The organism is Streptomyces sp. NBC_01142 (assembly GCF_026341125.1).
GTDB lineage: Bacteria > Actinomycetota > Actinomycetes > Streptomycetales > Streptomycetaceae > Streptomyces.
Genome location: NZ_JAPEOR010000001.1, coordinates 3,188,086 through 3,213,200 on the forward strand (window position 1 = coordinate 3,188,086; position 25,115 = coordinate 3,213,200).

Consider the following 25,115-nt stretch of genomic DNA (forward strand, 5'->3'; position numbering starts at 1 on the left):
TCCCACCCGTCACGCACTGCAGCGGGATGGGTCCGAGGTCTCGTTTGCGGGTGCAGACGAGGAGTTCCCTGTCTGTCTCGGCCCTTGGTGCGCTGCTAACCAGAGGCGCTCGCCGACTGACGGATCTCTGGTGCCCTTACTGGTTCGGAGTCGTGGAGATGCAGGTCGCCTGCGGCGCGTGGGCAGGCCCAGAGACCGTGTCGCTCAAGACCGCGGACAGGCATGGGGTGGTGATCACCGCTACGCAAGGGCTGATGGCCCCGACCAGGTCTCCACGAGTCGGGGCCCGTTGTGCGTGCCCGAATCGAGGACTCTGTCGCCGCCGCATGGGAGCGGATCAGCGGGCGGTGCCCGGCATCAAACACGCGGAGACCGTCCCCGTTGTCTTGGTGCTCGGCGATCCCGGCGACGACCACCTGACGGTCCGCAGTGCTAGGACTAGTCTTGGTTCGCTGCGGTGACGCTCATTCTGATGGGGCTGTCAGGTTGCTGTCGGTACAGGTGGGAGCGTCAGCCGATGCGGTCTCGACGGTGAAGAGATCTTCTTGAAGTTGTCGTCCTTGGGGCTCTGACCTGCGGAGGCCGCCTGGACCCCCGCTTCGACCTGGGCTGATGAGCGTTTCCGGTGCTTTCGCTTTGCTGCCCGGTTGCGCGATCGATTCTCCCCAGGTGCTCCCCAACGGGGCTCCGCTCTCCCTGGATTCTCCCCAGCGGCAGTGCTCGACGAGAAGCTGGATGACGGCCCTTGGCTGATCGACGCGTTGCCTACTCACGTACAGCTCGGGCGCGGGCAGTGCCCCCAAGCCGATGTCTGCCGAACTGGCGGATGTGCTCTGCGATGTTCATGGCGATCGCGTCCACACCCTCATCCTTCGACAGCTGAGTGTTCACGCCGTCCAAGCCGATGGCTTCGAAGAGCTGCCTGATGAGGTGCTCGAACTCCGTGGGCTTCAGTTCCATCAATACTGGGCGGCTCGAGGCCCGCCGCGACGTCCAGGCGCCCGAAGCGTGATGAGGCAAGGATGGACGTTCCGAGCCACCGCTCACGCCGGCCCAGAGACTCCTTGCTTGATTCGCCCGGATCTCCACGCACTTCCGCCCACGACGGCATCTGCTCACAGCCAGTGACTACCGCACCGAACTGGCCGAATAATTCCGCGTCTGGAAGACCGTCACCGGGACACCCGTGCACGCCTGAACGCAGTGCCCCTCACGGCACCTGCGCACCATCGGCATGCCTCAACTCGCCTATCCCGCAAGCAACTCGCCTGTTCCACAAGCAAGTTGACGGCGCCCTTTCATCGGGTAGCGGTGGCCCCGGTACGACGGGCGGCATCGGCGTCCACGAAGAAGATCGTGTCACGGCGGCCCGCCGACGTGACGGTACCGATGCGAGATCTCGCTGCCCGACCCGCGGCTTCCACCGGGGACGAGGAAGTGCTGTCCGGCCAGTCTCAGCGGTCCGCGACGAACTGGGCGCGCTCGTGGTGAGCGGTCGTGCGTTCCAACGTCGGACCGTACGGCTGGTCTGGCTCGTGTTCAACCGTCCGCCCGCACACCAGGGCAGGGGTCGCCCGCTTCCGCTCAGGGCGGCGGCTCTGTTCCACATGCCCGTGAGCACGTGGCTGCGAGCGTCCGAGCTCCGGCGGCGCACCGTCTGAGTGCTGCGGCCGGCGGGTCCGGTCACGGATGGCGACGTTCGCCTGCCGTATGGCCGAAACCTGCATCTGAGCAACCGAACAATCTTGGGATCTCTGGTCATGCGCCTCTCCAGGCACTTAAGTACCTGTCGGGCACTCGCTACCGGCCAAGAGCGAAAGTCGCTGGCCGGGTTATGCGCCAGCGGCCGTCTCCGCCCTGCTCGTCGGCCCACACCGCTGTCCTTCGCATGACCGTGCCACCCCGTCCCAACTGCCCCGAGGGTCCTTCTGCCTATGCACGCCAGTGCACACCGTTCGGTGTCGTGCTCACACCACCCGGCGAGCCGCAGCGCTCACGGCAGCGGCCTGCAGGCGGCCCGCCGCAGAGCACGCCCTGCGCAGCCGGGCCGAGTGCTGAGCCACCGGGTCGCGTCCGAGGAAACGGACGACCTGCTGCCCGTCGGGCGCGCCACCAGGTCTCGGCAGCGCCGTCCGAACCGGCCGGTCGCCGCGTGAAGGCGCCCAGACCGCCAAGACGCCGCGCGCAGGAGTGCCGGCCGAAGGCGCACGACGTGCCACTGCAGGCACCGGAGAAGCCCAACAGGTCACCCTCCGGCGCCAAGCCCGGCCTCCCCGTGACCCCAGCGGCTCCAGCTGACGGCCCCCTGCGGCCCCCCCTGTGCCCGGCCGGCCGAGGGGGGCGCTGATGGAGAGTTCGAACCCGACCGGCCGGGCGAACCCAGTCGGCCGAGACACAGACCTCTATGCGGCAGTGCAGGACATTCAGGCGGGTTACTGGATGCAGATGCGGCAGGTGCTGGCCCGGACGGGCAACTGGCCGCAGTGGACATCCCGCACTCAGGTGCTGGGGGTTGTCGCAGCTCAGGCCAACGTTGTGGAGTTGTGGCTGAAAGAGGAACCGGAGAACCTCGCTGCCCGGGTGATGTACGCCAGAGTCGCCACCGAACGGGTGCTGCAGGCCCACCGAAGGCACTGGGCGCGTGACTCCCGGACGGCACAGGACCTGGAGAAACTGGTGGCCCGGGCCCGGGATGCGTGCCACAAGGCGGGCCAGGGGAATCCCGACGACTCGGTGCCCTGGATCTGCCGCCTGGCCCTGGCCGAAACGGACACGACAGGACGCTACCCGGAGCATCACGTGGCTCCACCACCCCATGAGTATCTGCTGCCTTACGGGCCATGGGGACTGCTGGGGGAGGTGCACCGACGAGATCCGTTCAACCGCGAGGCATGGCACCGCATGTCCCAGGCGCTCCAGACCCACCCAGGTCCAGCGGGCCGCCAGGCAGTCGCGACGGATTTCGCCCGCTGGACGGGCTCTTTCGCGCCGCCCGACTCGCCCCTGCTTCTGCTGCCTCTCTACGCCCGTGTGCAGGAGCACCGGGAGCGGCGGGACAGAGGCGCCGAGGTCATGCTGAACCTGCTGTGGACCAGGGAGGACAGCACCCGAGCCGTCACGCAGGCATTCGAGGGCTGGTTCCAGAAGTGCGATCCGGCCACCAGTTCCCAGCTGGATCTGAACTACCTCGCATACGCCCTGGCGAGGGGTGGCTTCCCTCAATGGGCAACTGAAGTGTTCGATGCCATCGGCGACTTCGCCACTCCTGCCCCGTGGCAGTACGACGCCCGGCACCCGGAGGACCAGTGGCGGAAGGCATTCGAGGAGGACCGCGTCGCCTGCCTGAGATCCCACCCGCGGCATACGGGAAAACACCCATGACCGCCGACCTGCCCCCACGGGCGGGCGCCGCCACATCCCGCTAGCGGCCCGACGGCCACCCCGCCTGCACCCCTTACTTTCAGCCTTCCTGTGCGGAGAACCAATGACTTCGGTAAGAGCACGGCGTCAGCAGCCGAACCCGGTCAACGACGACGGGGAGGACGCGCGCATCCTCCAATCGCTGGGCTACACCCAGCAACTGCACCGCCGGATGGGGGCTTTCGGTAATTTCTCCGCCTCCCTGTCGGTCATATCGATCATGTCGGGGACCTTGCTGCTGTTCGGCTTCGGCCTGAACTCGGGAGGCCCCGCGGTGATCATGTGGGGATGGCTCGCTGTCGGGCCGCTGGTGCTGTGCCTGGCCGCGGCCCTGGCGGAGATCACCTCCCGCTACCCCACCAGCGGCGGCCTGTACTACATGGCCCGCCAGCTCGGAGGCGAGCGATGGAGCTGGTACACCGGCTGGCTCAACCTCCTGGGCCTGCTCGGCGGAATCGCCGCCCAGGACTACGGCATCGCGACGTTCACCGCCGCGTGGATGAACCTGCAGTTCGGATACACGCCGACCCCGGAATCCCTGCTGGTCCTGTACGCGGTCATCCTCGCGCTGCACGCGGTCCTGAACCTCTTCGGCACCCGGCTGATGAACATCCTGACGTCTGTGAGCGCGTGGTGGCACCTGGCAGGGGCCGTCGTCATCATCGGCGCCCTGGCGTTCGTGCCCTCCGACCACCAGTCGGCCGGCTTCGTCTTCACCGAGTTCACCAACAACACGGGCTGGAGCGTCCCGGTCTACGTGATCCTGCTGGGCATGCTGCTGCCGGTCTTCGCCCTGGCCGGCTACGACACCTCGGCCCACTTGAGCGAGGAGACGAACCATGCCTCCGTCGCCGCGGCCCGCGGGATCTTCCGCTCGGTGGCGGTGTCCTGGATCGCCGGCGGCATCCTGCTGCTAACACTGCTGTTCGCCATCCAGGACTACACCACGACCCTGTCCGGCCCGACCGGCGTACCAGTGGCACAGATCCTTCTGGACGCGCTGGGCGAGGCGGCGGCAAAGGCCCTGCTGCTGGTGATCATCGTGGCCCAGTTCCTGTGCGGCTACACCGTGACCGCCAGTGCCAGCCGGATGATCTACGCCTTCGCCCGGGACGGTGCCCTGCCCGGATCGACGCGCTGGAAGAAGGTCAGCCGCCGCACCGCCATCCCCGCCAACGCGGTCTGGCTCGCGGTCGCCGTGGCTTTCGTGCTCGCGCTGCCGTCCTTGTATTCCACAACGGCGTTCTCGGCGGTGACCGCCATCTCGGCCGTGGGATTCACCTCGGCCTACGCCATCCCGGTGCTGCTGCGACTGCTCCACCGCGACCGATTCTCCCCAGGGCCCTGGCACCTGGGCCGCTGGAGCCGGCCGATCGGCTGGGTGGCGGTGGTGTGGGCGGCCGCGGTCACAGTGCTGTTCCTGCTGCCGCAGAGCGGCCCGATCACCGCCACCACCTTCAACTACACCCCCGTCGCCGTAGCGGTGGCCTTCCTCATAGCCGCCCTGTGGCGGCGCTTCGGACGCAGCTCCTACCACGTGCCCCGCTCCCATTCCCACACCGAAGACAAACAGTTCGAAGGCATCATCTGATGACGGCGACACCGCATGCCGCATGTGCAGTTCCCACCGGCCCAGAGGCGCCAGAGCCGTCCGCCCCTGGCTCCGGGGCCTCCACGACCTCAACGACCTCAACGACCCATGGGAGTACGGTGACTGGCCTCACGGCGTCCATCGAATCGGCACAGCAGCTCACCGTGGCCTGGCGGGCCATGGTGCTCGACCGTGATGCGGACGCGGATGTGCGAGACCTCCCCGGCATCGCCGTCCGCTGGGCCGACTGCCGATTCTCGTTCTACAACTGCATCACCCTGACCGACCCAGGAGCAGGAGCCGATCTCGTCGCACAGCGTCTGAGCCAGGCCGCGGACATCATGCGCGCGAAGAAGCACCCGGGCTTCCTGTGGCTCTTCGAGGGCCTCCTCGACGACGAGGCTCGCACCGCGCTGGCCACGGCGGCCGAGGGGGCCGGCCTGCAGTACGCCTTCCCCGGCAGGGGCATGGCCGGAGACCTGCTGCCCATCCCTGACCCGGTCCACCCCGACCTGACGTTCGTGCGTGTGCGCACCGACGAGCACTTGCGGGCCTACGCGGACCTCCAATCACGCGCCTACGGGTTCCCCTTGGAGGAAGGCCGCGACGGCCTGGTCGGATCTGCGCGCTGGAAGAGCGAGATGTACGCCTACCTGGGCATGCGAGGCGACGTTCCGGTGGCGTGCGCCGCGACGGTCGAAGCGCAAGGCCGCCTCTTCGTCGCCTTCGTCGCCACCGACCCGCAGTGGCAGCGCAGGGGCTATGGCGAGGCAGTCACGCGCAAGGCGCTGTACGAGGGCGCCCGAGCCACCGGGCTGACCCGCGCTGCTTTGCACGCGACCGTCGCCGGGGCCCCCGTATACCCGCGTATCGGTTTCACGCCGAACTCACCCATCCACTTCTACAACTTGAAGGAGTGAGCCGACGAGGTTGGCCCACGTTTACGAGGGACGACGGCCATCAGCAGGATCGCGAAGGGGTAGCCGGCGGCCCACTTCAGTTCCGGCATGTCCTCGAAGTTCATCGGCGTGGCACCGGACGGGCGGCTGTTCCGCAATGAGGCAGGGAGCTACGTGGACGCTGCCGCGTACGGCAAGACGTGGGCGCGAGCGCGTGAGGAGGCCCTGACCCTCAGCGATCATGCCCTACAGCTGGCGAAGCGGCCCTACGACCTGCGCCATGCCGGGATCTCCTTTTGGCTGGCTTCCGGTGTCGACCCCGCTGAGTGCGCTCGCTGGGCCGGGCAGAGCATCCAGGTTCTGTTCCGCTACTACGCCAAGTTCCTCGCTGAGACGAGGGACCACGCCAACCGTCTGATCGAGGACTCCATGCGGCAGTGGGACGGGCCCACGGAGGCGGCAGACGAGGGGTTAGCGGGAATCTGGCCCGGAAATGCCCCGGCACAGCTGGTCAAAGGTGGGATACCGGTGGGAGATATCGGGAGGGAACGCACATATCTCCCCGCCGCGTGAGTGAGTGCCATGAAGGGCGCCTGACGGGCATAAGTCCTGGTCAGGCGCCCTTCGCGTGCGTCTAGAAGAACCCCAATTTCTTTGCTGAATAGCTCACCAGGAGATTCTTCGTTTGCTGGTGGTACACGGCCGGCTCGGACGGTCTCCATGGTGATCGTCTGGACCTGATCCCAGATGATCGTACGGCGAAAGCGTCGGTGGTGGTGATCCCGTACCAGGGCTGAGCCGTAGGCGGGAGCAGACCGCAGGTGCAGTGAGGGAAGGGCCGCCCCATGGCGGACCAGCCCTTCGTGGTGGTCCGGGTCCTGGTAACCAACTTCCTCTCTGTCACTGACTGTTGCCCGATGCATGGAATGATGCGGGCGGACACCAACCGGGGGGCTGAGGTACATGTGGGGACCGTTGCGCGAGGGCGCGCCGTCGCAGGTCGGACCGTACGAGGTGTTGGCGCAGCTCGGTAGTGGCGGGATGGGCGAGGTGTTCCTCGGGCGGGCCCGGGAGGGCGACCGGAGGCTGGTCGCTGTAAAGACCGTGAGGCGCGATCTCGCCGGGAACGCCGAGTTCCGTGACCGCTTCCGGCGCGAGATCGCGGTGGTCGGCCGTGTCCGGTCGCCGTACGCCGCCCGGCCCGCCGGGGGTGACGCCGACGCCGCGGTGCCCTGGCTCGCGACCGAGTACGTCGCGGGGCCCACCCTCTCCGCCGCGGTGCGGCGCGACGGGCCACTGCCCGCCGATGCCGTACGGGCGCTGGGCGCCGACCTCGCCCGCACCCTGCACGATCTGCACGCGGGCGGGGTGCTGCACCGCGACCTCAAGCCCGGCAATGTGCTGCTTGATCTCGACGGGCCCCGGCTGATCGACTTCGGTATCGCGCGCTCCCAGGGCGCCACGACCATGACCGCCACCGGGCTGATGGTCGGCACGCCGGGCTTCATGTCGCCCGAGCATCTCGCGGGGGCGCGTACCGTCACCACCGCCTCGGACGTCTTCTGTCTCGCCTCGCTGCTCTGTTACGCGGCGACCGGCGACGATCCCTTCGGGGACGGGCCCGTGGCGGCAGTCCTTTACCGGGTTGCACGGGCGGAGACGGACCTGAGGGCCGTGCCGGATGAGGAGCTGCGCGAGTTCCTCGCCCAGTGCCTGAGTATCGATCCTGCCGGGCGGCCCACCCCCGAGCAGCTGGTGGAGTGGCTGGGCGGGGAACGGGAGCCCGAGTGGCCGGGCGGCGTGCGCACGCATGTCGAGGAGTACCGGCGCGGTGCGGAGCAGCTGCTCGCGGCGGGGGTACCGCTGGCCGCGGTGGCCCCGGCGGCTCCTGCCGCGTCGTATCAGCTGCACCAGATGCCGACTGTCGGCCCCCCTCCTGCCGCCGCCCCCGTGGCGCCCACCGCCGGGCGGCGGTGGCGGACCGCGCTGGCCGTCTGTCTCGCCGCCGCGGTGGTGGGCGGGGGCACCGGGCTCGGGCTCTATCTGGCCGGTCCTGACGGGAAGGACAGAGGTGCGGGCGAGAGCGGCGGTGGCGGTACGGGTGCCGCTCGGCCGGCCTCTGCGGGCCCGCCCGTCCCCGGCGTCGACGACCGGGGTCCGGCCGACAGCTCCGGAGCCGTACCGCAGAACGCGGCCCAGCGGCCCGCCGGATGGAAGCCGTGGCAGGGGAAGCTGTCCGCACCCGCGTTCGGCTGCGCTGCCGGGAAGGCTGTCCTGGTCTGCCGGATGACGGACGGACGGTACGAGGCACTGGATGCCGCCACCGGGAAGCGGCTGTGGGACACCGGTTCCGCCGGAAGCACCGACGGCTACGGCAGCAGCATCGGGCCGAGCGGCGCCGTCTTCGTCGCGAACGGCAGCACCCAGCCGACCGTCCACGACGACATCGTCGCGTTCGTCTCGAAGCAGCGTCTCCAGGTGCGGGATGCGAAGAGCGGGAAGGTCCGCTGGGAGAAGGCGGCGGCAGGCGCGGCCGGTGCCGGGACTAGGCCGCTGGTGGGTGACGGCATGGTCTTCGCGGCAACGGGAAAGTCGGGCCTGACCGCCTTCGCGCTCGGCGACGGCCGCGCGCTGTGGACCAAGGCGCTGACCAACAGGGATCTCGCGCGCGCCGAGCAGCGTACCTTCGAGCCCAAGGCGTACGCGAACGGGCTGGTGTACGCGCTCAGTGACGCGGGCCTCGTGTCGTACGACGCGAAGACCGGAGCTCAACGTGGCCAGGTCGACAAGTCCATGGAGGGCTGCGACGCGCTGCTCATCCACGGGAAGTCGGCCCACTGCTCCGAGCGCTCCGTGACTGGCGAGGGAAGCATGAACCTGTACCGGATGGACGCCACCACCCTCGCCCCGTCGGGCAGTGGCAGGGTCCCCGTCCCGGTCGAGGTGGCGAAGCCCGGTCCCTACCCCACGGCGGTGGACACCCGTGTCGTGGTGGTCTTCGACCAGGGGGCTGGGTCTTACGCGGACTGGGGCACCGGCGGCGCCGCGACCGGGCTCTCAGCCCTCTCCCCGGGCAGCGGCGCGGTGCTCGGGCGCTATGCGGTGCCGCCCAGCGGCGGCAAGAACCGGCCGAGGCAGCGCTTCTCCTCGCCGCTGATTGCCGGGGACGCGGTGCTGTACGCGGACTTCTCAGCGCTGCATGTCATTCCGCTGGGCAAGGCCGGGAAGACCGGGAAGGAACTGGTGGTTCCGGTCGAGGGCGCCCCGGGGCCGCGGGTCGAGACGGAGTACGACCGGGTCGACGGCCTCGACTTCGCGCGGGAGATCCGCGATCCGCTGGTGCTGCCCATCGGCGGTGTGGCACACGTCGTGTACGACACCGGGGTCGTCTCCTCCGTCGCACTCCCCGTTCCTGACCCCTCCTGAAAGGATTCGACCCGTGCTCCAGGCGCTTCCCGATGGGCTTCCGGTCCGTCTCGTCGGCCCGTACCGGCTGCTGGCCGGGCTCGGCAGCGGCGGTATGGGTGAGGTCCATCTGGCGTGCGACGCACGGCGGTTGACATCCGATCCGTACCGGATGGTCGCGGTGAAGACGGTCCGCGAGGACCTTCAGGTGGACGGCGAGTTCCGGGTGCGGTTCCGGCGTGAGATCGCGGCGGCGCGGGCGGTGCGCAGTCCGTACGCGGCGGTGCTGGTCGCGGGGGACGCGGACGCCGCCTCGCCGTGGCTGGCGACCGAGTACGTACCGGGGCCCTCGCTCGCCGAGGCGGTGGACCGGAGTGGTCCCCTGCCCGTGGCCGCGGTACGAGAACTGGGTGGCGACCTCGCGCGAGCGCTGGACGCCATCCACCGCGCGCAAGTGTTGCACCGGGATCTCAAACCCGCCAATGTGCTGCTCTCCGCGGGCGGGCCCAAGGTGATCGACTTCGGTATCGCGCAGGCTTTTGACGCGACCGCACTCACGTCGACGGGGCTCGTGGTGGGGACGCCGGGGTTCATGGCGCCGGAGCACCTGGAGGGCAGCAGGGCGGTGGTTCCAGCGACCGATGTTTTCTGTCTGGGCGCGCTGCTGGCGTTCGCCGCGACGGGGCGCGGACCTTTTGAGGACGACGAGATGGGCGCGGTGATCTATCGGATAAGCCGGGCCGACGCCGACCTGTCCGGCGTGCCGGAGGAGTTGCGGGAGGTGATCGGTGACTGTCTGCGACTCGATCCCGCCGAGCGTCCTTCGGCCGCGGCGCTGGCGGAGCGGCTGGCACCGTCGCGCACGGGGGTGTTTCCGTGGCCGGGTGGTGTGCTGTCGCTGCTCGCCGAGCACGGGGACGCCGCACGGCGGTTCGGCGAGGCGGCCGCGTCCGGTACGGGGGTCGCTGAGCTGCCGACGATGGGACCGACGCCGGTGCCCTACTCGCCGACCGCGCTGGGGGCAGGGCTGCGGCCGCGGCCGGCCGCCTTTCCCGTGCCGTCGGCGTCGGCTGCGGACGCGGCCCGGAAGCGGACTCGCCGGGGCCGGATCGCTACGGGGGCCGTGGCCTTGGCGGTGCTGGCCGCAGTGGGCGTCGTCCTGCTCGACAAGGGGGAAAACAAGGGGAGTTCCGGAGGGAAGAACGCTATCGCCGGAGGCGCGGGCGGCGGGGAGGGCAGCGGCGCGGGCCGGGCTCCCGCGGCGTCCAAGAGCCAACTTGTCCTGCCGTACGGTGGCACAGGCCATACCCAGGACTTCGGCGCCGGCGCCACCGACCGATCCGCGCGCGCGGCCGGTTGGTCGCCCTGGGAGGCGAAGGTACCCGTCGGCGCGGGCCCGTGCGTGCTGGCCGGTGAACTGCTCGTCTGCTCCGGCCCCGGGGGCGCGGTCACGGTGCTGCGCGCGGCGGACGGCAAGGAGGCCTGGACCAAGCCGGGGCGGGGCGCCGAACCGCGAAGCCCGGCCTGGGCCCCGGCGGTCGCGGATGGGGCCGTACACATCACGGACGCCGAGGGAGTCAGCGCGTACGAACTCGACAGCGGGAAGAAGTCCGCTCAGTGGCCGCATCCCGAGGGCGGCTACGTGGCGAAGGGCACGGAGAGTCTCGACGGCGTCCTCTACACCACATATGTCCGCCCTGACCAGGCCGCCAAAAATCTGCTCACTGCCCGCCAACTGACCGGCTCTAAAGGTGAGGTGTGGCGTGCCTCGCTGAGTGGCATTCCGGATTCACCGGTCGCGGCGGGCGGCCGGGTCTACGTCCCAGTGGGCACGAAACTGTGGTCGTTCGACGCCAGGAGCGGCAAACAGGTGGTGCGCGGCGGCCCTTCCGGCGCCGGGGGCGGGTGCTGGGGCGTGGTGGTGCACGGGGGCGCGGTGCTGTGCGGGGGCGGGGGCGAGAGCGGGATCGCGGTGCTGGACGCCCGGACGCTGAAGCAACGGCGGGTGATCGCGGACGGGGTGGCTCCAGTGGTGGGCCCCGCGGTGACCGCCAAGGGCGTGATGGTTCTTGGCGATGGGGGCCATCTCTACGCGTACGACGTACGGACCGGACGCGAGCTGTGGCGCAAAGAGACCGAGGACGACGGCGGTGACCTGATCATCGCGGGCGGGCAGATCCTCGCGGGCTCGGGCCTCACGGTCTCCGCCCACACCCTGGACGGGAAGGGCACTGCCGACAGGACCATCTTCGAGGTCCCGAAGGAGGTGGCGAGCAGCGCCGGTGAAACCGGGTACAGGCAGGCGCTCGTCAGCGGAGGGGTCTTGTTCCTCGTCCTCTCGGAAGGGGTGGTGGTCTCGGGCTATGCCCCCTGACGAGCTCGTGCATGGTTGGCGGTGGCCGCTGATTGACCTGCCGTTCCAATGGCCCGCCTTCGACTCGAAGTGATCTACGACGGCGGCATGCTGCCAGTTCCGCTTGTCAGCGACCGGTGATTCGAAACAATTCGCTCGAATGAGCGAGAGCTCACGATGGGCTGCCATTGTGCGGGCGAACTGGATGGCCGCGCGGGCGGCGATCTTTGCCTTTGCCGTCAATTCGCCTCCGCAAGCTGCCGGCGAGAAGGCCAGTGGCTTGGGTCGGGGCCTTCAGTCACTGAGCTTCGCGCGCAAGCGTTCGTTCTCCTTCTCGAGGCTCTTAACGCGTTGCTCGAGGTCGGCTCGTGTCGGCTTCTTCGGGGGCGGCGGAGGTAGGGGTTCTGTTGCCTCCGGTGGCTCGCCACGCAGCCCGATGGGTTCGAAGGCCACGATTGCTTGTCGGTCTTCCCCGCACTCAGAGCATCGCCTGCCGTATGACCCGGCGGATAGCGGGTCGGTGTACGTGTAGTGCGCCTCCGTCTCGATGATGTGGCCGCAATACAGTCGGACACGCCACCGCATGATCTCGTGGTCGGCCTTCTTGAAGGACTGCATCAGCTTCGCGACGTTCTCGAACGCCTGGCGGCGACGCTCTGCCCTCGCTGGGTCTGCCCGGCATTTGGCGATGTCCTCCTCGACCTGAAGCCGAACCGACTCGCTGATCTCCTCGCTCTGCTTCTGGCGGCGATGGTCTCCGCGGGTGAGTTCATACTCCTCCAACGGAACCCCGCTGCTCCGGTACCCGACTTCGCGCATGACGGCCAGCGTAGAAGCGGCGTCCACGCGGCCGTGGAGAAGAACGGTGTTGGTCAACCAGCTTGCTGATTCTGCCCACGAGTGACAGCCGGGGGGCGTACTGGCTCAGAGGGGCCGGCCTCCACAAAGCCGTGGATGGTTGATCGGATTCGTGGTCACAGAGAGCCATTTCCAGGCCTCCAAACCTCAGCCGTATCCCTCCAGGGATGCCGAATGAGTATTTGTGACAAGCCGCGTGCCTCACTGGTGACAACCAGGCTGCTTCGGCCGGTCCCATTCGCCATGTCATCCGGCTCTGCCGGTGACAACTACTGAGCTTCGGCTCACCGGCCACACTCACCACCATGACCGCTCCCGTGCTGAGGTGACACAGAAGCGGGCTTGTTGTCACCCGGCAAGCGGCCGTAGTGAGCAGGGCGTGCTTTCGGGGCGGTGCCCGGGTCGGCTGCCGACCCGGGCACCCCGTTCACGCCTCTACTCCGTGAACTGGAAGGTCCATGCCTGGCGTCGGTTGTCGACGTCGAGTGGCCTCAGGGCGATGCGGGGCGGGAAGATCCGCAGCAGGCTGAGGTCCATGGCCAGCTCCACGCCGTCAACGGGGCCTCCAGGGACGACGACGTGGAAGGTGTGCGGCTCCGCGCTCTGGTAGAGCGCCCACTCGCGCGGCTCGGGGTATCCGACGACCGGCTTGTTCATCTCCGGGTAGCCGTCGTAGGAGAGATAGGTTTCGCTCCGGAGATTGCGGATCGTGCAGTTGCCGTTGTCGAGCGCCTCCAGCTGCCATTCCTGCTCGCCGGGGGCGCCGGTGGGCGGCAGCAGGACTACGGGTGTCTTGGGCTCCGACGCCCCTCCCTCCAGCGTGAGCAGTTGCTCGGGAGGACGGGTGATCATGTAGAGGCCGTTCGGTACAGGTGCCAAGGCCGACTCCACTTCTGACGCGCGGCGCCCGCGCGGGTCGCCGCCGATCTCTTGGGTCAGCGAATCCCTTCCCCGCCAACGCGCGACAAGGGTCGGAAGGGCTCTGCGTCACCCTTCAGGAGTACAGCGGATGCGTCCCGGTGTTGGACCAGCTTGGTGAAGGTGTCCTCCGGTGCCTTCCGTGGCGTGTCCGGTGACAGTTGCTCTGCCGATCCCATTGCTGATGACAAGTAGCGTGCCGATCCCGTGGCAACTACAGCCCCTCACCAACGCGAAAACGCAGGTCGACAGCTGCCGCTGGTGACACCTACCGTGCGTCGGCACAGCCATCGACCGCGACAAGAGCCCGCTGCTCGACGCCGACCACGACGCCGCTCGCATCGCCGACGCGTTGCGCAACAGCCCGCACGCCATCAGCGCCGACGCCGAACCGGGCGACGACACCGTCACCTTCACCACCGTGGCGGCACCGGCTTCACCCTCACCCTCAAGGACGCCGAACCCACCCACGGCGACCTCCTGCCCAAGCCGGTGCTCACGGAGGTGACCGCCGCGGCGATCCTCAACCACCCAGCGTTCGTGACGGCCGCCGCCGACTCGCCGCGCGAGGACACCATCACCGTCCAGACGCGGAACGGCATCCGCTACCTCCTGGTCCTGGATTCGACCGCGACGCCGACGGCGGCCAGGACCTGTCGACCCCGGTCGCCGACGTCGCCGACGTCGCCGACCGGCTCCTCACCGCCGACGCGGACCGCGCCGTCGCAGGGCTCCTCAACTTCGTCGCGGCCACCTGGGACCGGCATGACGTCCCGCTGCGCGAGCACGCCCATGCCGTGGCCCGCTCCCTGACCCGGTAGAAGGGGATCGCCGCATGTCCGTCTCCACCACCTCGCGGCGCGCGTACCGTGACGGTATGACCTGCCGGGAGGAACAGCCGATGAGCGCGCAGCCCGACCACGCATCCGTCACGCCGTACGCGCCGGCCCCGGGTGCTCCTGCCGAACTGCTCGCGCAGCTGCGCGCCACCCCCCGTGCCGACCGGTGGGTGCCGGCCTTCGAGCAGGAGTGGGCAACGGCCCTGGAGGAGTCTCGCCGGACGTTCTCGCTCACCACGCTGTACGAGGTCGTCCATGTCTGGCAGGCCCGCGTCGCCTCCGCCCCGGCGGTCGACGCCTTCCTCGCCTCCGGCAAGGACGACACCGGGTTCGTGGACCTGGCGGACATCCGCAGGAAGCGCCGGTGAGCGGTCAGCCGTATGCGGTCCGGCTCTCCCCGCCGGCCGCGAAGGTGCTCGCCGAACTGCCCGAGCATGCGGAAGAGATGGTGTGGGACGTCCTGGACGCCGCAGCGGCGGACCCGTGGGGATTCCAGCAGTGGGACGCCGGTGACCCCGAGGGCGAGGACGTCCGCATCGCGTCGGTCGGCCGGCTGTCCGTCATCTACTTCGCGAACCGAGCACTGAGCCACCTGTCCGTGATGGACATCGTCTGGCTCGGCTGACCTCGCACTCGAACGAACAGCGGCCCGTCCCCGGCAGCTGGCGGGGACGGGCCGTTCCGCATCGTACGCACCGCGGCTATCCCCAAGGCGGGGCAGTTGGTGAGCCCTTTCCAACCTCACGCTGAGGCATGGTGAAGGACGCGGACGCCTTCACGATGTCGGTGATCCGGTTGGTGCTACAGCGGAGTTTCCGCAACGGGCGCGTGAGGCGCTGCTCAGCCTCGATGAGCACGCCCTTGAGTTGGCGAAGCGTCCCTACGACCTGCGCCACGCAGGAATCTCCTTCTGGCTTGCCTCAGGTGTCGACCCCGCGGAGTGTGCGCGCCGGGCCGGACAGAGTATCCAGGTCCTCTTCCGCTACTACGCCAAGTTCCTGGCCGAGGCGAGGAATCATGCCAACAGCTTGATAGAGGAGTCGATGCGGCGGTGGGAGGGGCCGGACGGCACCGCGCAGGACACATGAGCCGGGCCTTGGCCCGGAAATGCCCCGGAACAGCTGGTCAGAGGTGGGATAGGAGTGGGAGATATCAGGAGTTACCTCGCATCTCGCTCCACGCCCCAAATGCGTGCCACGAAGGGCGCCTGGCAGGTAAAGCACCTGTTCAGGCGCCCATTTTCGGTGTCTAAGGGTTGTCCCGTAATGATCTTGGAGTCGATGGAGACGCGGCAGGTCGCTGTCCTGCCCATTCGCCTATCCGGCGAGGGTGAGGTTGTGCAGGCGGGCGATGCCGAGCATGGCGTGATGGACGCCGTCGCCTTTGAGTCGGCAGTCGCGCAGGATCTTCCAGCCCTTCATACGGGCGAAGGTGTGCTCAACGCGGGCCCTCACCTGCTTGTGCGACCGGTTGTGTTCCTCCTTCCAGTCCGGGAGTTCCTCGCCCTTGCGGCGGCGGTGCGGGATGACCAGTCCGGTCCCCTGGTAGCCACCGTCCGCGATGGTCATGGTGTTGCCGACGGCGGCCTTGGCGCCGGATTCTTCCCAGCCGCGGGAGTCGTGCCGGTTGCCCGGCAAGGGCCGGCCGACCACGACGACCAGGCGAGTGTCGGCGTCGATGACGACCTGATGGGCCGTGGAATACCGGTAGTTCTTCGACTGCTCTGCGACCTGGTGGTCGCGGGTGGGCACCAGGGTGCCATCCACGATCAAGACGGTGTCCTTACGGAACCGCTTCCTCGGCTGCAACGCGAGCACCGGTCCGAGGTGGTCGATGATCCGGTCCGCCGCCGACTTCGAGATCCCGAACAGCGGGGCCAGCTGGCGCATCGTCAAGTTCGTGCGCCAGTACGCCGCGATCAACAGGACTCGGTCTTCCAGCGGGAGCCCCCAGGGCCGCCCGCGCTGGAGCTCAGCAGCGGTCTCGCGGCGCACCGCGGTCACCAACTTGCCAAAGCAGCGCGGGCTCAGCCCGGTGAAGGGACCTATCCAAGACGGCTCCGACGCCGTGATCACACCAGCCACACCAAGATCATCTCACCCCTGACCAGCGGTTACGGGACAGCCCTTAGAAGAAGCCGAGCTTCTTCGGCGAGTACAACACCAGCAGGTTCTTCGTCTGCTGGTGGTACATGCGTTACACCTCCCTGACCAGCAGAAGCAAACGAATCTGTCTCGAACGAGGGGATGGTGGCCCGGAATTGGCCCGGATCTTGGTCTGCTCGGAGGTCCCGGCTGACCGGTGCGTCGATGAGGCCTCGGCCGGGCAGGTCCAGCAAGCGCCGCTCGACCCCGGCGCTCTCAACGAGGATCGCGACGTTGTTGTGTGTTGCGCGGTGGAGTGCCCGGACGTGGAGTTCGTGTACCAGTGCGTGTCCTGTCGGTGATAGCCGTCCAGTCGTACGAGATCCCGTGGCCTTGGACCTGACGTACGGCCAGAGGCCACCGGTGTGTGACGACGGCTTCTCTTGCGACGGAGCCACCCGGACGCCGCCAAGGAGAAGGGTGATGAAGCGGGCCACGTCGGTCCAGCGGTCGAAGTATTCGAGACCCGGGACGTCCACCGGCGTTCTGTCTCACGGTGCGGCAGGTGTCTGGTCGGCAGCCCTCGCCAACCAGCTCTCGGTGCGCGCTGCGCCGAAGCTGATGAGGCCGGCAGCCGCGGCGAGTGCGATACCGGTCCACGATGGGGATGAGGTGTCCAACAGGTCTGCCAGGAAGGGTACGTAGAGTGCGGCAGCGCCCAGCCCCGCCGCAGTCAGCACAGCTGCGGGCAGAAGCAGATTTTGGCGCGAGAACAGTCGCTCCCGCAGCCCCAGAGCGACGCCGAGCTGGGCGGCCAGCAGGGCGATGAACAGGACGGTCTGCCAGGGGCCGCCGGAGTGCCGGACCCAGAGGCTGGCAGCGAGGCTGGCTGCCGTGACCAGGACCGACAGCCGCAGTACCCGCTGCCAGAGCCCGTCGCCGAGTACGTGCTGCTGCGGCGGGCGCGGCGCGCGTCGCATGGCGTGGGGTGAGACCGGTTCGGCGCCCATGGCGACCCCTGTCAGACCATGAGTGAGCAGGTTGATCCACAGAATCTGACCTGCTCGCAGAGGCAATGCGAGTCCGAGCATCGGGCCAATGAGCATAACGAGGATTTCCGCGGCACCGCCGGCCAGCGCATAGACCAGGAACCGGCGGATGTTGGCGTAGACACGGCGGCCCTCTTCCACAGCCGAGATCACCGAGGTCAGTTCATCGTCGGCGAGGACCAGATCGGCAGCTTGGCGGGCAACTTCGGTTCCCCGGCGGCCCATCGCCACGCCGATGTCGGCCTGCCGCAGGGCGGGGCCGTCGTTGACGCCGTCGCCGGTCATCGCGGTGACCTCTCCGCGAGCGCGCCACGCTTGGACGATGTCCAGTTTCTGTTGAGGCGTGGTACGAGCGAAAACCCTGACCTGGGTGGGGTCCGGGATCTGTCCGGCGGTCAGCTCTTTGCCGGTGGCCACGCGGCTCGGCATGGTGGCGTCAACTCCCGTGAGGATACCGACCCTTTCCGCGATCGCACGGGCAGTCGCTGGGTGGTCTCCAGTGATGAGAACCGGAGTGATCCCGGCACGGCGGCAGGCTTGCACGGTCGCCGTGGCTGCTTCTTTGGGCGGGTCGCTGATGGCTGTCAGTCCCAGCAGTCGCAAGCCGCTTTCCGACTCCTCGATCGGGACAGGAATACGGGCGGACGAACCTGACGCTATGGCCAGGACGCGGTAGCCCTCGGCGGACAGGGCGGCGGCCTCCTTACGCGCATGCTCCAGTGACGCGGGACTATCGTTCAGAAGCGCGGCGTCCAGCACCATTTCAGGTGCGCCCTTGAGGTAGATCTCGATCCTTCCCGAGGGCGTGCGGTGGATGGTGGTCATACGTTTGCGAAGGCTGTCGAACGGCACCTCGTCGACGCGGGGATGAGTTCGCACCAACTCGTCGGGTGTGCAGCCCACTTTGGCGGCGGCGGTCAGCAGGGCGGCCTCGGTCGGATCACCGAGCGGGGTCCATTGCGCGTCTGCTTCCGCGGGCGGAATCAGCGACGCGTCGTTGCACAACGCCGCTGCGATGAGCACTTCTCGTACGGCATTCCTGGTGGCGGGTTCTGGATGTCGGCCGGTCGTGAGAATTTCACCAACGGGTTCGTATCCCGCGCCCGTCAGGGTCACCGTGCCGTGGGCGGCGGTCCATACTCGTTCGACGACCATGCGGCCTTCGGTGAGGGTGCCTGTCTTGTCCGTGGCCAGTACGGTGACCGATCCCAGGGTCTCCACTGCGGACAGGCGGCGAACCACGGCGTTGCGAGCGGCCATCCGCCGCGCGCCCAGCGCCAGGCCGAGGGTGACGACGGCCGGTAGTGACTCCGGGACGGCTGCCACGACGAGGCTGATGGCCGTTACCGCCATCGTCTCCAAGGACTGGCCGCGCACCAGTCCCAGGACGAGTACGAGGAGGCACAGCCCTACAGTGACCAGGGCCAGTACCCGGCCGAGCCCGGCCAGGCGCTTTTGGAGCGGGGTCTGTTGCTGTCGGGGGTGCAGTGAGGCGGCGATCATGCCGAGGGTGCTGCGCGGCCCGGTGGCGGTGACGGTGGCGACAGCGCGGCCACGCAGTACGACGGTTCCCGCCTGTAGTTGTCCCGTGTGCGGATCCGTTCCGTGGACGTCCTTGTCGACCGGTACGGATTCGCCGGTCAGCGCCGACTCGTCGATCAGAAGGGCAGCGGCCTGCGTGAGCGCGGCGTCAGCGGGGACGATGTCGCCCTCGCCGACTACCAGCACGTCGCCCGGGACGACGGCTGACGAGGTCACCTCCTGTTCCGTCCCGCCGCGCAGTACTCGTGCGGCAGGCGCGGTCATGGCGGAGAGGGCAGCGACCGCATTGTCGGCGCGCACCTCCTGCACCACCCCGACGGTGGTGTTGAAGAGCACGACCACACAGATGACGACTGCGTCGGCGTAGTCCCCGGTCGCCACGGTCAGTGCCACGGCCGCCAGCAGCACGATGATCAGCGGGTCACGAAGCTGAGCGAAGATTCGGGACCGAAGCGATATCCTGCGCTGTCCGCTGAGCTCGTTGGGACCCCACTCCGCCAGCAGCTGGGATGCCTGCTCCTGACTGAGACCTGTCGCCCGGGCGGCCCCCGAAAGGGGTGCGGATGTAAGGGGCATGGTGACTCCGGTTGCTTCAAGGTGCTCATGGTCTTACGGGCCTGGCTCAGTGGGCGCTGGGTGCGTTGGCCGCGTCAGTTGGAGCTTTGACCGCGTCAGTTGGAGCTGGGGTGCATCAGCGTCCTGTCTCCGACATCACGGACCAACACCGGGGCGCTCAGCTGTTCCAGTTCCATTCACTGACTTCGGGCAGATCGGTGCCGTGTTCACGAATCCAGGCGTGGTGGCGCAGACGGACGTCCGTCATCTCCTGTCGGACTGTGGCGGCGCGTACCGCCAGTCCGGGGACTCGGTCGATAACATCCATGACGAGCCGGTACCGGTCGAGGTCATTGCGCACGACCATGTCGAAGGGCGTGGTGGTGGTGCCTTCCTCCTTGTAGCCGCGCACATGCAGGTTGGCGTGCCCGGTGCGCCGGTAGGCCAGGCGGTGGATCAGCCACGGGTATCCGTGGTACGCGAAGATGACGGGCTTGTCGGAGGTGAACAGCGCGTCGAACTCCGCGTCCGGCATGCCGTGCGGGTGCTCCTCCTTGGGGAGCAGCCGAGCCAGGTCCACGACGTTGACGACGCGTACGGCCAGGTGGGGCAGGTGCCGACGGAGCAACTGAGCGGCGGCCAGGATTTCCAGGGTGGGAACGTCGCCCGCGCAGCCGAGGACGACATCGGGCTCCCCGCTCTCATTCTCTGCGCCTGCCCAGTCCCAGATTCCGGCACCGCGGGCACAGTGTCCACGGGCCTGCTCGAGGGTCAGCCAGTCGAAGCAGGGCTGCTTTCCGGCGACGACGACATTGACGTAGTCGCGGGAGCGCAGCACATGATCGGCCACCGACAGCAGGGTGTTGGCGTCCGGTGGCAGGTAGACCCGCACGACCTCGGGTGACTTGTTGAGGACGTGGTCGATGAAGCCGGGGTCCTGGTGGGAGAAGCCGTTGCTGTCCTGCCGCCATACGTGCGAGGTGAGCAGGTAGTTCAGTGAGGCGATGGGGCGGCGCCAGGGCAGGCGCCGTGAGGTGCGCAGCCACTTGATGTGCTGGTTGACCATGGAGTCGACGATGTGGACGAACGCCTCGTAGCAGGAGAACAGCCCGTGGCGGCCGGTGAGGAGATAGCCCTCCAGCCAGCCCTGGCAGGTGTGTTCGGAGAGGATCTCCATCACCCGGCCGTGGCGGTCCAGGTGTTCGTCGACCTCCAGGGTCCGCGCCTGCCATGCCTTGCCCGTCGCTCCGTACACGGCCTGCAGACGATTCGAGGCGGTCTCGTCCGGCCCCACCAGACGGAAGTCCCGACGCTCGGCGGTGTTCTCCATGACCCCCTCCAACAGGTCGCCCAGGACCCGGGTGGGCTCGTGCAGGGTCGTTCCGGGCTTGTCGACCGGAACGGCGTACCGTTCCAGCGGCGGGATCGGCAGGTCCTGTACGAGCAGGCCGCCGTTGGCGTGCACACTGGCCCCGAGACGGCGAGGGCCGGCGGGCACACACTCCAGCACCCGCTCGCGCGGGCGGCCGCGATCGTCGAAGAGTTCCGCCGGTCGGTAGGAGTGCAGCCATTCCTCCAACTGCCTGAGATGGGCCGGGTTTTCGCGTACGGAGGGCAGCGGCACCTGATGCGCGCGCCATGTGCCTTCCACCTGTACGCCGTCGACCTCGGCCGGCCCGGTCCATCCCTTGGGCGTGCGCAGCAGGATCATCGGCCAGCGCATGCGTTCGGTGACGCCCTCTTCGCGGGCGCCGTGCTGGATGGCGCTGATGCGATCGAGTGCGGTGTCCATGGCGCGTGCCATGGCGCTGTGCACCTGAAGTGCATCATCACCTTCCACATGCAGCGGGTCATGGCCCAGGCCCCGCAGAAAGTCGTCGAGTTCGTCCCTGGGCAGGCGCGCAAGTACGGTCGGGTTGGCGATCTTGTACCCGTTCAAGTGCAGGACCGGCAGGACCGCTCCGTCGTGGACCGGGTCGAGGAACTTGTTGGAGTGCCAGGACGCGGCCAGCGGCCCGGTCTCCGCCTCCCCGTCGCCGATGACGCAGGCGACCAGCAGACCGGGGTTGTCCAGGGCGGCGCCGTAGGCATGGGAGAGCGAATACCCCAGTTCACCCCCCTCGTGGATCGATCCCGGAGTCTCCGGGGCCACATGGCTGGGCACCCCGCCGGGGAAGGAGAACTGACGGAACAGGCGCGCCATACCCTCCGCGTCCCGGCTCACGTCCGGGTACGTCTCGGAATACGTGCCCTCCAGCCAGGAGTTGGCCAGGACGGCCGGTCCTCCATGGCCGGGGCCCCAGACACACATGGTGTCCTTCCCATGGTCCCGGGCCACCCGGTTGAGGTGGGTGTAGACGAGATTCAGTCCGGGCGAGGTGCCCCAGTGGCCGAGCAGCCGAGGCTTGATGTGCTCCGGCTTCAGTGGCTCACGGAGCAGAGGATTGGCCATCAGGTAGATCTGGCCAACGGCCAGGTAGTTTGCGGCCCTCCAATGCGCGTCCAACGCCGCCAGCTCTGCTTCATCGAGGTAGTTGGCTGATCCCTGGTGAATGTCGGGCATTTCGTGCTCCTCTACGGGGGCGAGCGGAGATTTCGGCACGGTCGGTCGGTCGGTATTGGCAGGCGGCCGCTGGGCCCGATGTGCTCGGCTCATCTCCCAACGGGGCGGGGTCGGTGGTCAGGGCGGAGAGCAGTGCTGAACCGGGCAGCACGACGACGCAGGAGACGGCGGTGGCCTACCGCGCCCCGCGGCTCGGCAATTGGCGTCGGCCGCCAGCGGTAGAAGATCCGCTTACCTACCTCGATCAGGGCGAGGTAGCAGATCACCATGGCGACAAGCGCGACGAAGAAGCCAAGCGGAAGCGGTTGGAACCCGAGCCTGGCGGCCAGCGGTGTAGCGGGCAGAAGGACTCCTACGCTGACAACTCCGAGGGCGGCCAGGGTCAACGGGAGGCTGGGGTGACTTCGCCAGAACGGGATACGGCGGGTGCGGATGGCGAAGATCACCAGGGTCTGGGTGGCGAGAGACTCGACGAACCACCCGGTCCGGAACTGGGCGGGTCCGGAATGGAAGACCCACAGCATGACGCCGAATGTCGCGAAGTCGAACACCGAACTGAGCGGACCGAAGAAGATCATGAAACGGCGGATGAATCTGATGTCCCAATGCGAAGGACGGCGCAATTGCGCCTCGTCGACACGATCGGTGGGAATGGCGAGCTGGCTGGTGTCATAGAGCAGGTTGTTGAGCAGGATCTGTGAAGGCAGCATCGGCAGGAAGCCGAGGAACAGCGAGGCTCCGGCGGCGCTGAACATGTTGCCGAAGTTGCTGGACGTTCCCATGAGTACGTACTTGATGGTGTTGGCGAAGATCCGACGGCCGCCGACGACTCCGTCCGCGAGGACATCAAGATCCTTTTCGAGCAGGATGACGTCAGCCGCGTCTTTGGCGACGTCGGTGGCCGAGTCGACGGAAATACCCACGTCAGCTGCGTGCAGTGCGAGCGCGTCGTTGACACCGTCGCCGAGGAAAGCGACGTCGTGACCGGTGGTGCGCTGGACACGCACGATGCGGGCCTTGTGTTGCGGACTGACGCGGGCGAATACCGTGGTGTGTGCGATCGCCGCTCTGAGCCGGGCATCGTCCATGGCGTCGAGGTCGGTACCGGTAATCGTGCCAGAGCTGGTGAGACCGAGGTCATGACAGACCCTGACGGCGACGGCCGGGTTGTCTCCAGTGACGATTTTGACTGTGACACCGAGCCCGGCCAACCGGAGCAGCGCCGCTGCGGCGTCGGGTTTGGGCGGATCGAGGAAGACCAGCAGCCCGGCCAGTTCCAGGCCGTGTTCGTCGGCAGCGGCGGGCCGGACCAGTCCTGGGGCGGATCGGGTGGCCACAGCGATCACACGGTTGCCGGCGGCGAACTCCGTAGCCAGCAGCGTGCGAGCCTGCTCGGGTACGTTCTCGCAGCGCTCCAGGACGCTCTCCGGAGCCCCCTTGGTGACCAGGACAGTCCCACCCATCGGGTCGCGGACCACGGTGGAGAACATGCGCCGCTCGTGATCGAACGGCAGCATGCCGACTCGCTGGTACACGTTCGCGTCCGCGTCTTCCGGCTGCGCGCTGGCGGCCTCCCGCAGTGCGGTGTCCAGCGGATTGCCGCCCAGGATCTGGCTGCCGTCAGCATCGACGTCGGTGCACAGCAGTCCCCACTTCAGTACCTGCTCCGGGCTCTGGCGGCCCGCGGGCAGGGCCCTCTTGAATTCGATGCGGCCCTGCGTCAGCGTGCCAGTTTTGTCGGTGAACAGCACATCGACATCGCCCAGATCCTCGATGCACACCAGTCGCTTGACCAGCACTTTCTGGCGGCTCATCCGCCGCGAGCCGGCGGCCAGACTGGTGGAGACCACCGCAGGCAGTAGCTGGGGAGTGATTCCGACAGCGATGGCCAGCGAGAACAGCAGTGAGTCGATGAGCGGCTTGTGCAGCACTACGTTGATCACGAAGATCGACGTGGTCAGCGTGCCGGCCACGTACACGAGCAGCATGGAGAACCGGCGCAGCCCCCGTTGGAACTCGGTCTCCAACTGATGACCGCTCAGTCCGGCCGCGATCTTCCCGAACTCGGTCGCCGTACCGGTGGCGACCACTACAGCCCGGGCGCTTCCGGCGTGCACCACCGTGCCCATCAGCGCGCAGCAGGAGAGCTCGGCCAATGCCACGCCGACAGAGACGGCAGCGGTGTCCTTGGGGACGGGCAGTGACTCGCCGGTCAGTACTGACTCACCGCATTCCAGACCGGTTACCTCCAGCAGACGCAGATCGGCAGGCACGATGTCGCCCAGCCTGAGTTCCACCACGTCGCCAGGCACCAGGGCCGTGACCTCCACCGCGGTAACGCGTCCGCTGCGTATCACCACGGCCTGATGGCTGATCTGTCCGTGGAGGGCTTCGGCGGCTTTCTCCGCGCGGTACTCGTTCACGAAGCCGAGCCCGACCGACAGTGTCAAGATCACACCGATGATCACCGCATCGCTGTGGCGGCCGACGACATACGAGATGGTCGCGGCAGCGAACAGGAGGCCCAGCAGCGGTGATCGCATCTGCCGCCACAGCACGGGCAGTACCCGGGCCTTGTGCGAGGCGACCGCATTCGGTCCCCATTGCCGCATCCGCTCAGCAGCTGCTTCCGCCGAGAGGCCTTCCCTGGTCGACACCAGCTCGCGCAGGACCTCGTGGACCGGCAGGCAAGCCGACGAGCTGATGTCGTGGACGCCGGTAGTCTGCGTCGTTGTGGGGGAGGAGCTCACCACAATCGACCACTGTCGGCACTTTTCCCGGTCACGCAATAGGCGCGTAAGGGGTTGATGCCGAGGAGAAGCGATCGGCGTGTGACGCAGAATGCACGGGCTGCGTCCGCCCGATGGACAGCTTCGCCTGTACCGCCGGCCCCTTCACGCATCACTCGCCTCCTCGGTGCAGAGTGACTGATCTGCTGCCGGGGGCTGGGGCCTCACTATGCAGCCTACAGGCGAGTACCGACCCTGTGTGGAGCGGGCAATGCCCGCACGGACCGGTGTGGAGAACTCGGTGCCAAGG

Annotated in this window: 17 protein-coding genes; 9 read left to right on the forward strand and 8 right to left on the reverse strand. The window is 68.0% G+C overall.

Annotated elements, in window-relative coordinates; all coding sequences use genetic code 11:
• Positions 1 to 765: 765 nt before the first annotated feature.
• A complete protein-coding gene (locus tag OG883_RS14305; protein ID WP_266539987.1) occupies positions 766 to 960 on the reverse strand; it encodes a restriction endonuclease in 195 nt (64 codons plus the stop codon).
• Between the two features lie 1,386 nt (positions 961 to 2,346).
• Here OG883_RS14305 and OG883_RS14310 point away from each other — a divergent pair.
• From OG883_RS14310 to OG883_RS14335, 6 genes are all read left to right on the forward strand, one after another.
• On the forward strand, positions 2,347 to 3,381 hold the full coding sequence (locus OG883_RS14310) for a hypothetical protein (RefSeq protein ID WP_266539989.1): 1,035 nt from the start codon (positions 2,347 to 2,349) through the stop codon (positions 3,379 to 3,381).
• Between the two features lie 103 nt (positions 3,382 to 3,484).
• Complete coding sequence (locus OG883_RS14315) at positions 3,485 to 5,011, forward strand: amino acid permease (protein WP_266539991.1); 1,527 nt, start codon at positions 3,485 to 3,487, stop codon at positions 5,009 to 5,011.
• Positions 5,012 to 5,130: 119 nt separating this feature from the next.
• On the forward strand, positions 5,131 to 5,931 hold the full coding sequence (locus OG883_RS14320; RefSeq protein ID WP_266539993.1) for a GNAT family N-acetyltransferase: 801 nt from the start codon (positions 5,131 to 5,133) through the stop codon (positions 5,929 to 5,931).
• A gap of 87 nt (positions 5,932 to 6,018) precedes the next feature.
• Complete coding sequence (locus OG883_RS14325) at positions 6,019 to 6,483, forward strand: hypothetical protein (RefSeq protein ID WP_266539995.1); 465 nt, start codon at positions 6,019 to 6,021, stop codon at positions 6,481 to 6,483.
• A gap of 390 nt (positions 6,484 to 6,873) precedes the next feature.
• Positions 6,874 to 9,336 (forward strand): protein kinase, encoded by a 2,463-nt coding sequence (locus OG883_RS14330; RefSeq protein WP_266539997.1) that lies wholly within the window; start codon positions 6,874 to 6,876, stop codon positions 9,334 to 9,336.
• A gap of 13 nt (positions 9,337 to 9,349) precedes the next feature.
• Entirely contained in the window at positions 9,350 to 11,689 is a 2,340-nt protein-coding gene (locus OG883_RS14335) for a protein kinase (protein WP_266540000.1), read from the forward strand.
• 273 nt (positions 11,690 to 11,962) lie between these two features.
• On the opposite strand, the gene OG883_RS14340 is transcribed toward OG883_RS14335, so the two are convergent.
• The 3 genes from OG883_RS14340 to OG883_RS14350 form a co-directional block, all read right to left on the reverse strand.
• Positions 11,963 to 12,544, reverse strand: a complete 582-nt coding sequence (locus OG883_RS14340) for a hypothetical protein (protein WP_266540002.1) — start codon at positions 12,542 to 12,544, stop codon at positions 11,963 to 11,965.
• Positions 12,545 to 12,961: 417 nt separating this feature from the next.
• Positions 12,962 to 13,405, reverse strand: coding sequence for a hypothetical protein (locus OG883_RS14345; protein ID WP_266540004.1), 444 nt, complete (start codon positions 13,403 to 13,405; stop codon positions 12,962 to 12,964).
• 644 nt (positions 13,406 to 14,049) lie between these two features.
• Positions 14,050 to 14,238, reverse strand: a complete 189-nt coding sequence (locus OG883_RS14350; RefSeq protein ID WP_266540006.1) for a hypothetical protein — start codon at positions 14,236 to 14,238, stop codon at positions 14,050 to 14,052.
• Between the two features lie 107 nt (positions 14,239 to 14,345).
• Between OG883_RS14350 and OG883_RS14355 the strand changes: the two genes are divergently transcribed.
• The 3 genes from OG883_RS14355 to OG883_RS14365 all read left to right on the forward strand — a co-directional run bounded on the left by OG883_RS14355 (position 14,346) and on the right by OG883_RS14365 (position 15,371).
• A complete protein-coding gene (locus tag OG883_RS14355) occupies positions 14,346 to 14,651 on the forward strand; it encodes a DUF6247 family protein (RefSeq protein WP_266541533.1) in 306 nt (101 codons plus the stop codon).
• Positions 14,648 to 14,908, forward strand: coding sequence for a hypothetical protein (locus OG883_RS14360; protein WP_266540008.1), 261 nt, complete (start codon positions 14,648 to 14,650; stop codon positions 14,906 to 14,908). The genes OG883_RS14355 and OG883_RS14360 overlap by 4 nt, the downstream gene beginning before the upstream one ends.
• A 241-nt stretch (positions 14,909 to 15,149) precedes the next feature.
• The gene (locus OG883_RS14365; protein ID WP_266540010.1) at positions 15,150 to 15,371 is read left to right on the forward strand and encodes a hypothetical protein; all 222 of its coding nucleotides are present in this window, start codon (positions 15,150 to 15,152) and stop codon (positions 15,369 to 15,371) included.
• Between the two features lie 228 nt (positions 15,372 to 15,599).
• Here OG883_RS14365 and OG883_RS14370 read toward each other — a convergent pair whose 3' ends face one another.
• From OG883_RS14370 to mgtA, 4 genes are all read right to left on the reverse strand, one after another.
• Positions 15,600 to 16,367, reverse strand: coding sequence for a transposase (locus OG883_RS14370; protein ID WP_266537196.1), 768 nt, complete (start codon positions 16,365 to 16,367; stop codon positions 15,600 to 15,602).
• Between the two features lie 551 nt (positions 16,368 to 16,918).
• Positions 16,919 to 19,534: a cation-translocating P-type ATPase gene (locus OG883_RS14375; protein ID WP_266540012.1), complete on the reverse strand. Its 2,616-nt coding sequence runs from the start codon at positions 19,532 to 19,534 to the stop codon at positions 16,919 to 16,921.
• 157 nt (positions 19,535 to 19,691) lie between these two features.
• Positions 19,692 to 22,076 (reverse strand): phosphoketolase, encoded by a 2,385-nt coding sequence (locus OG883_RS14380; RefSeq protein WP_266540014.1) that lies wholly within the window; start codon positions 22,074 to 22,076, stop codon positions 19,692 to 19,694.
• An 89-nt stretch (positions 22,077 to 22,165) separates the two neighbouring features.
• Positions 22,166 to 24,826: a magnesium-translocating P-type ATPase gene (mgtA, locus tag OG883_RS14385; RefSeq protein ID WP_266540016.1), complete on the reverse strand. Its 2,661-nt coding sequence runs from the start codon at positions 24,824 to 24,826 to the stop codon at positions 22,166 to 22,168.
• Positions 24,827 to 25,115 lie beyond the last annotated feature (289 nt).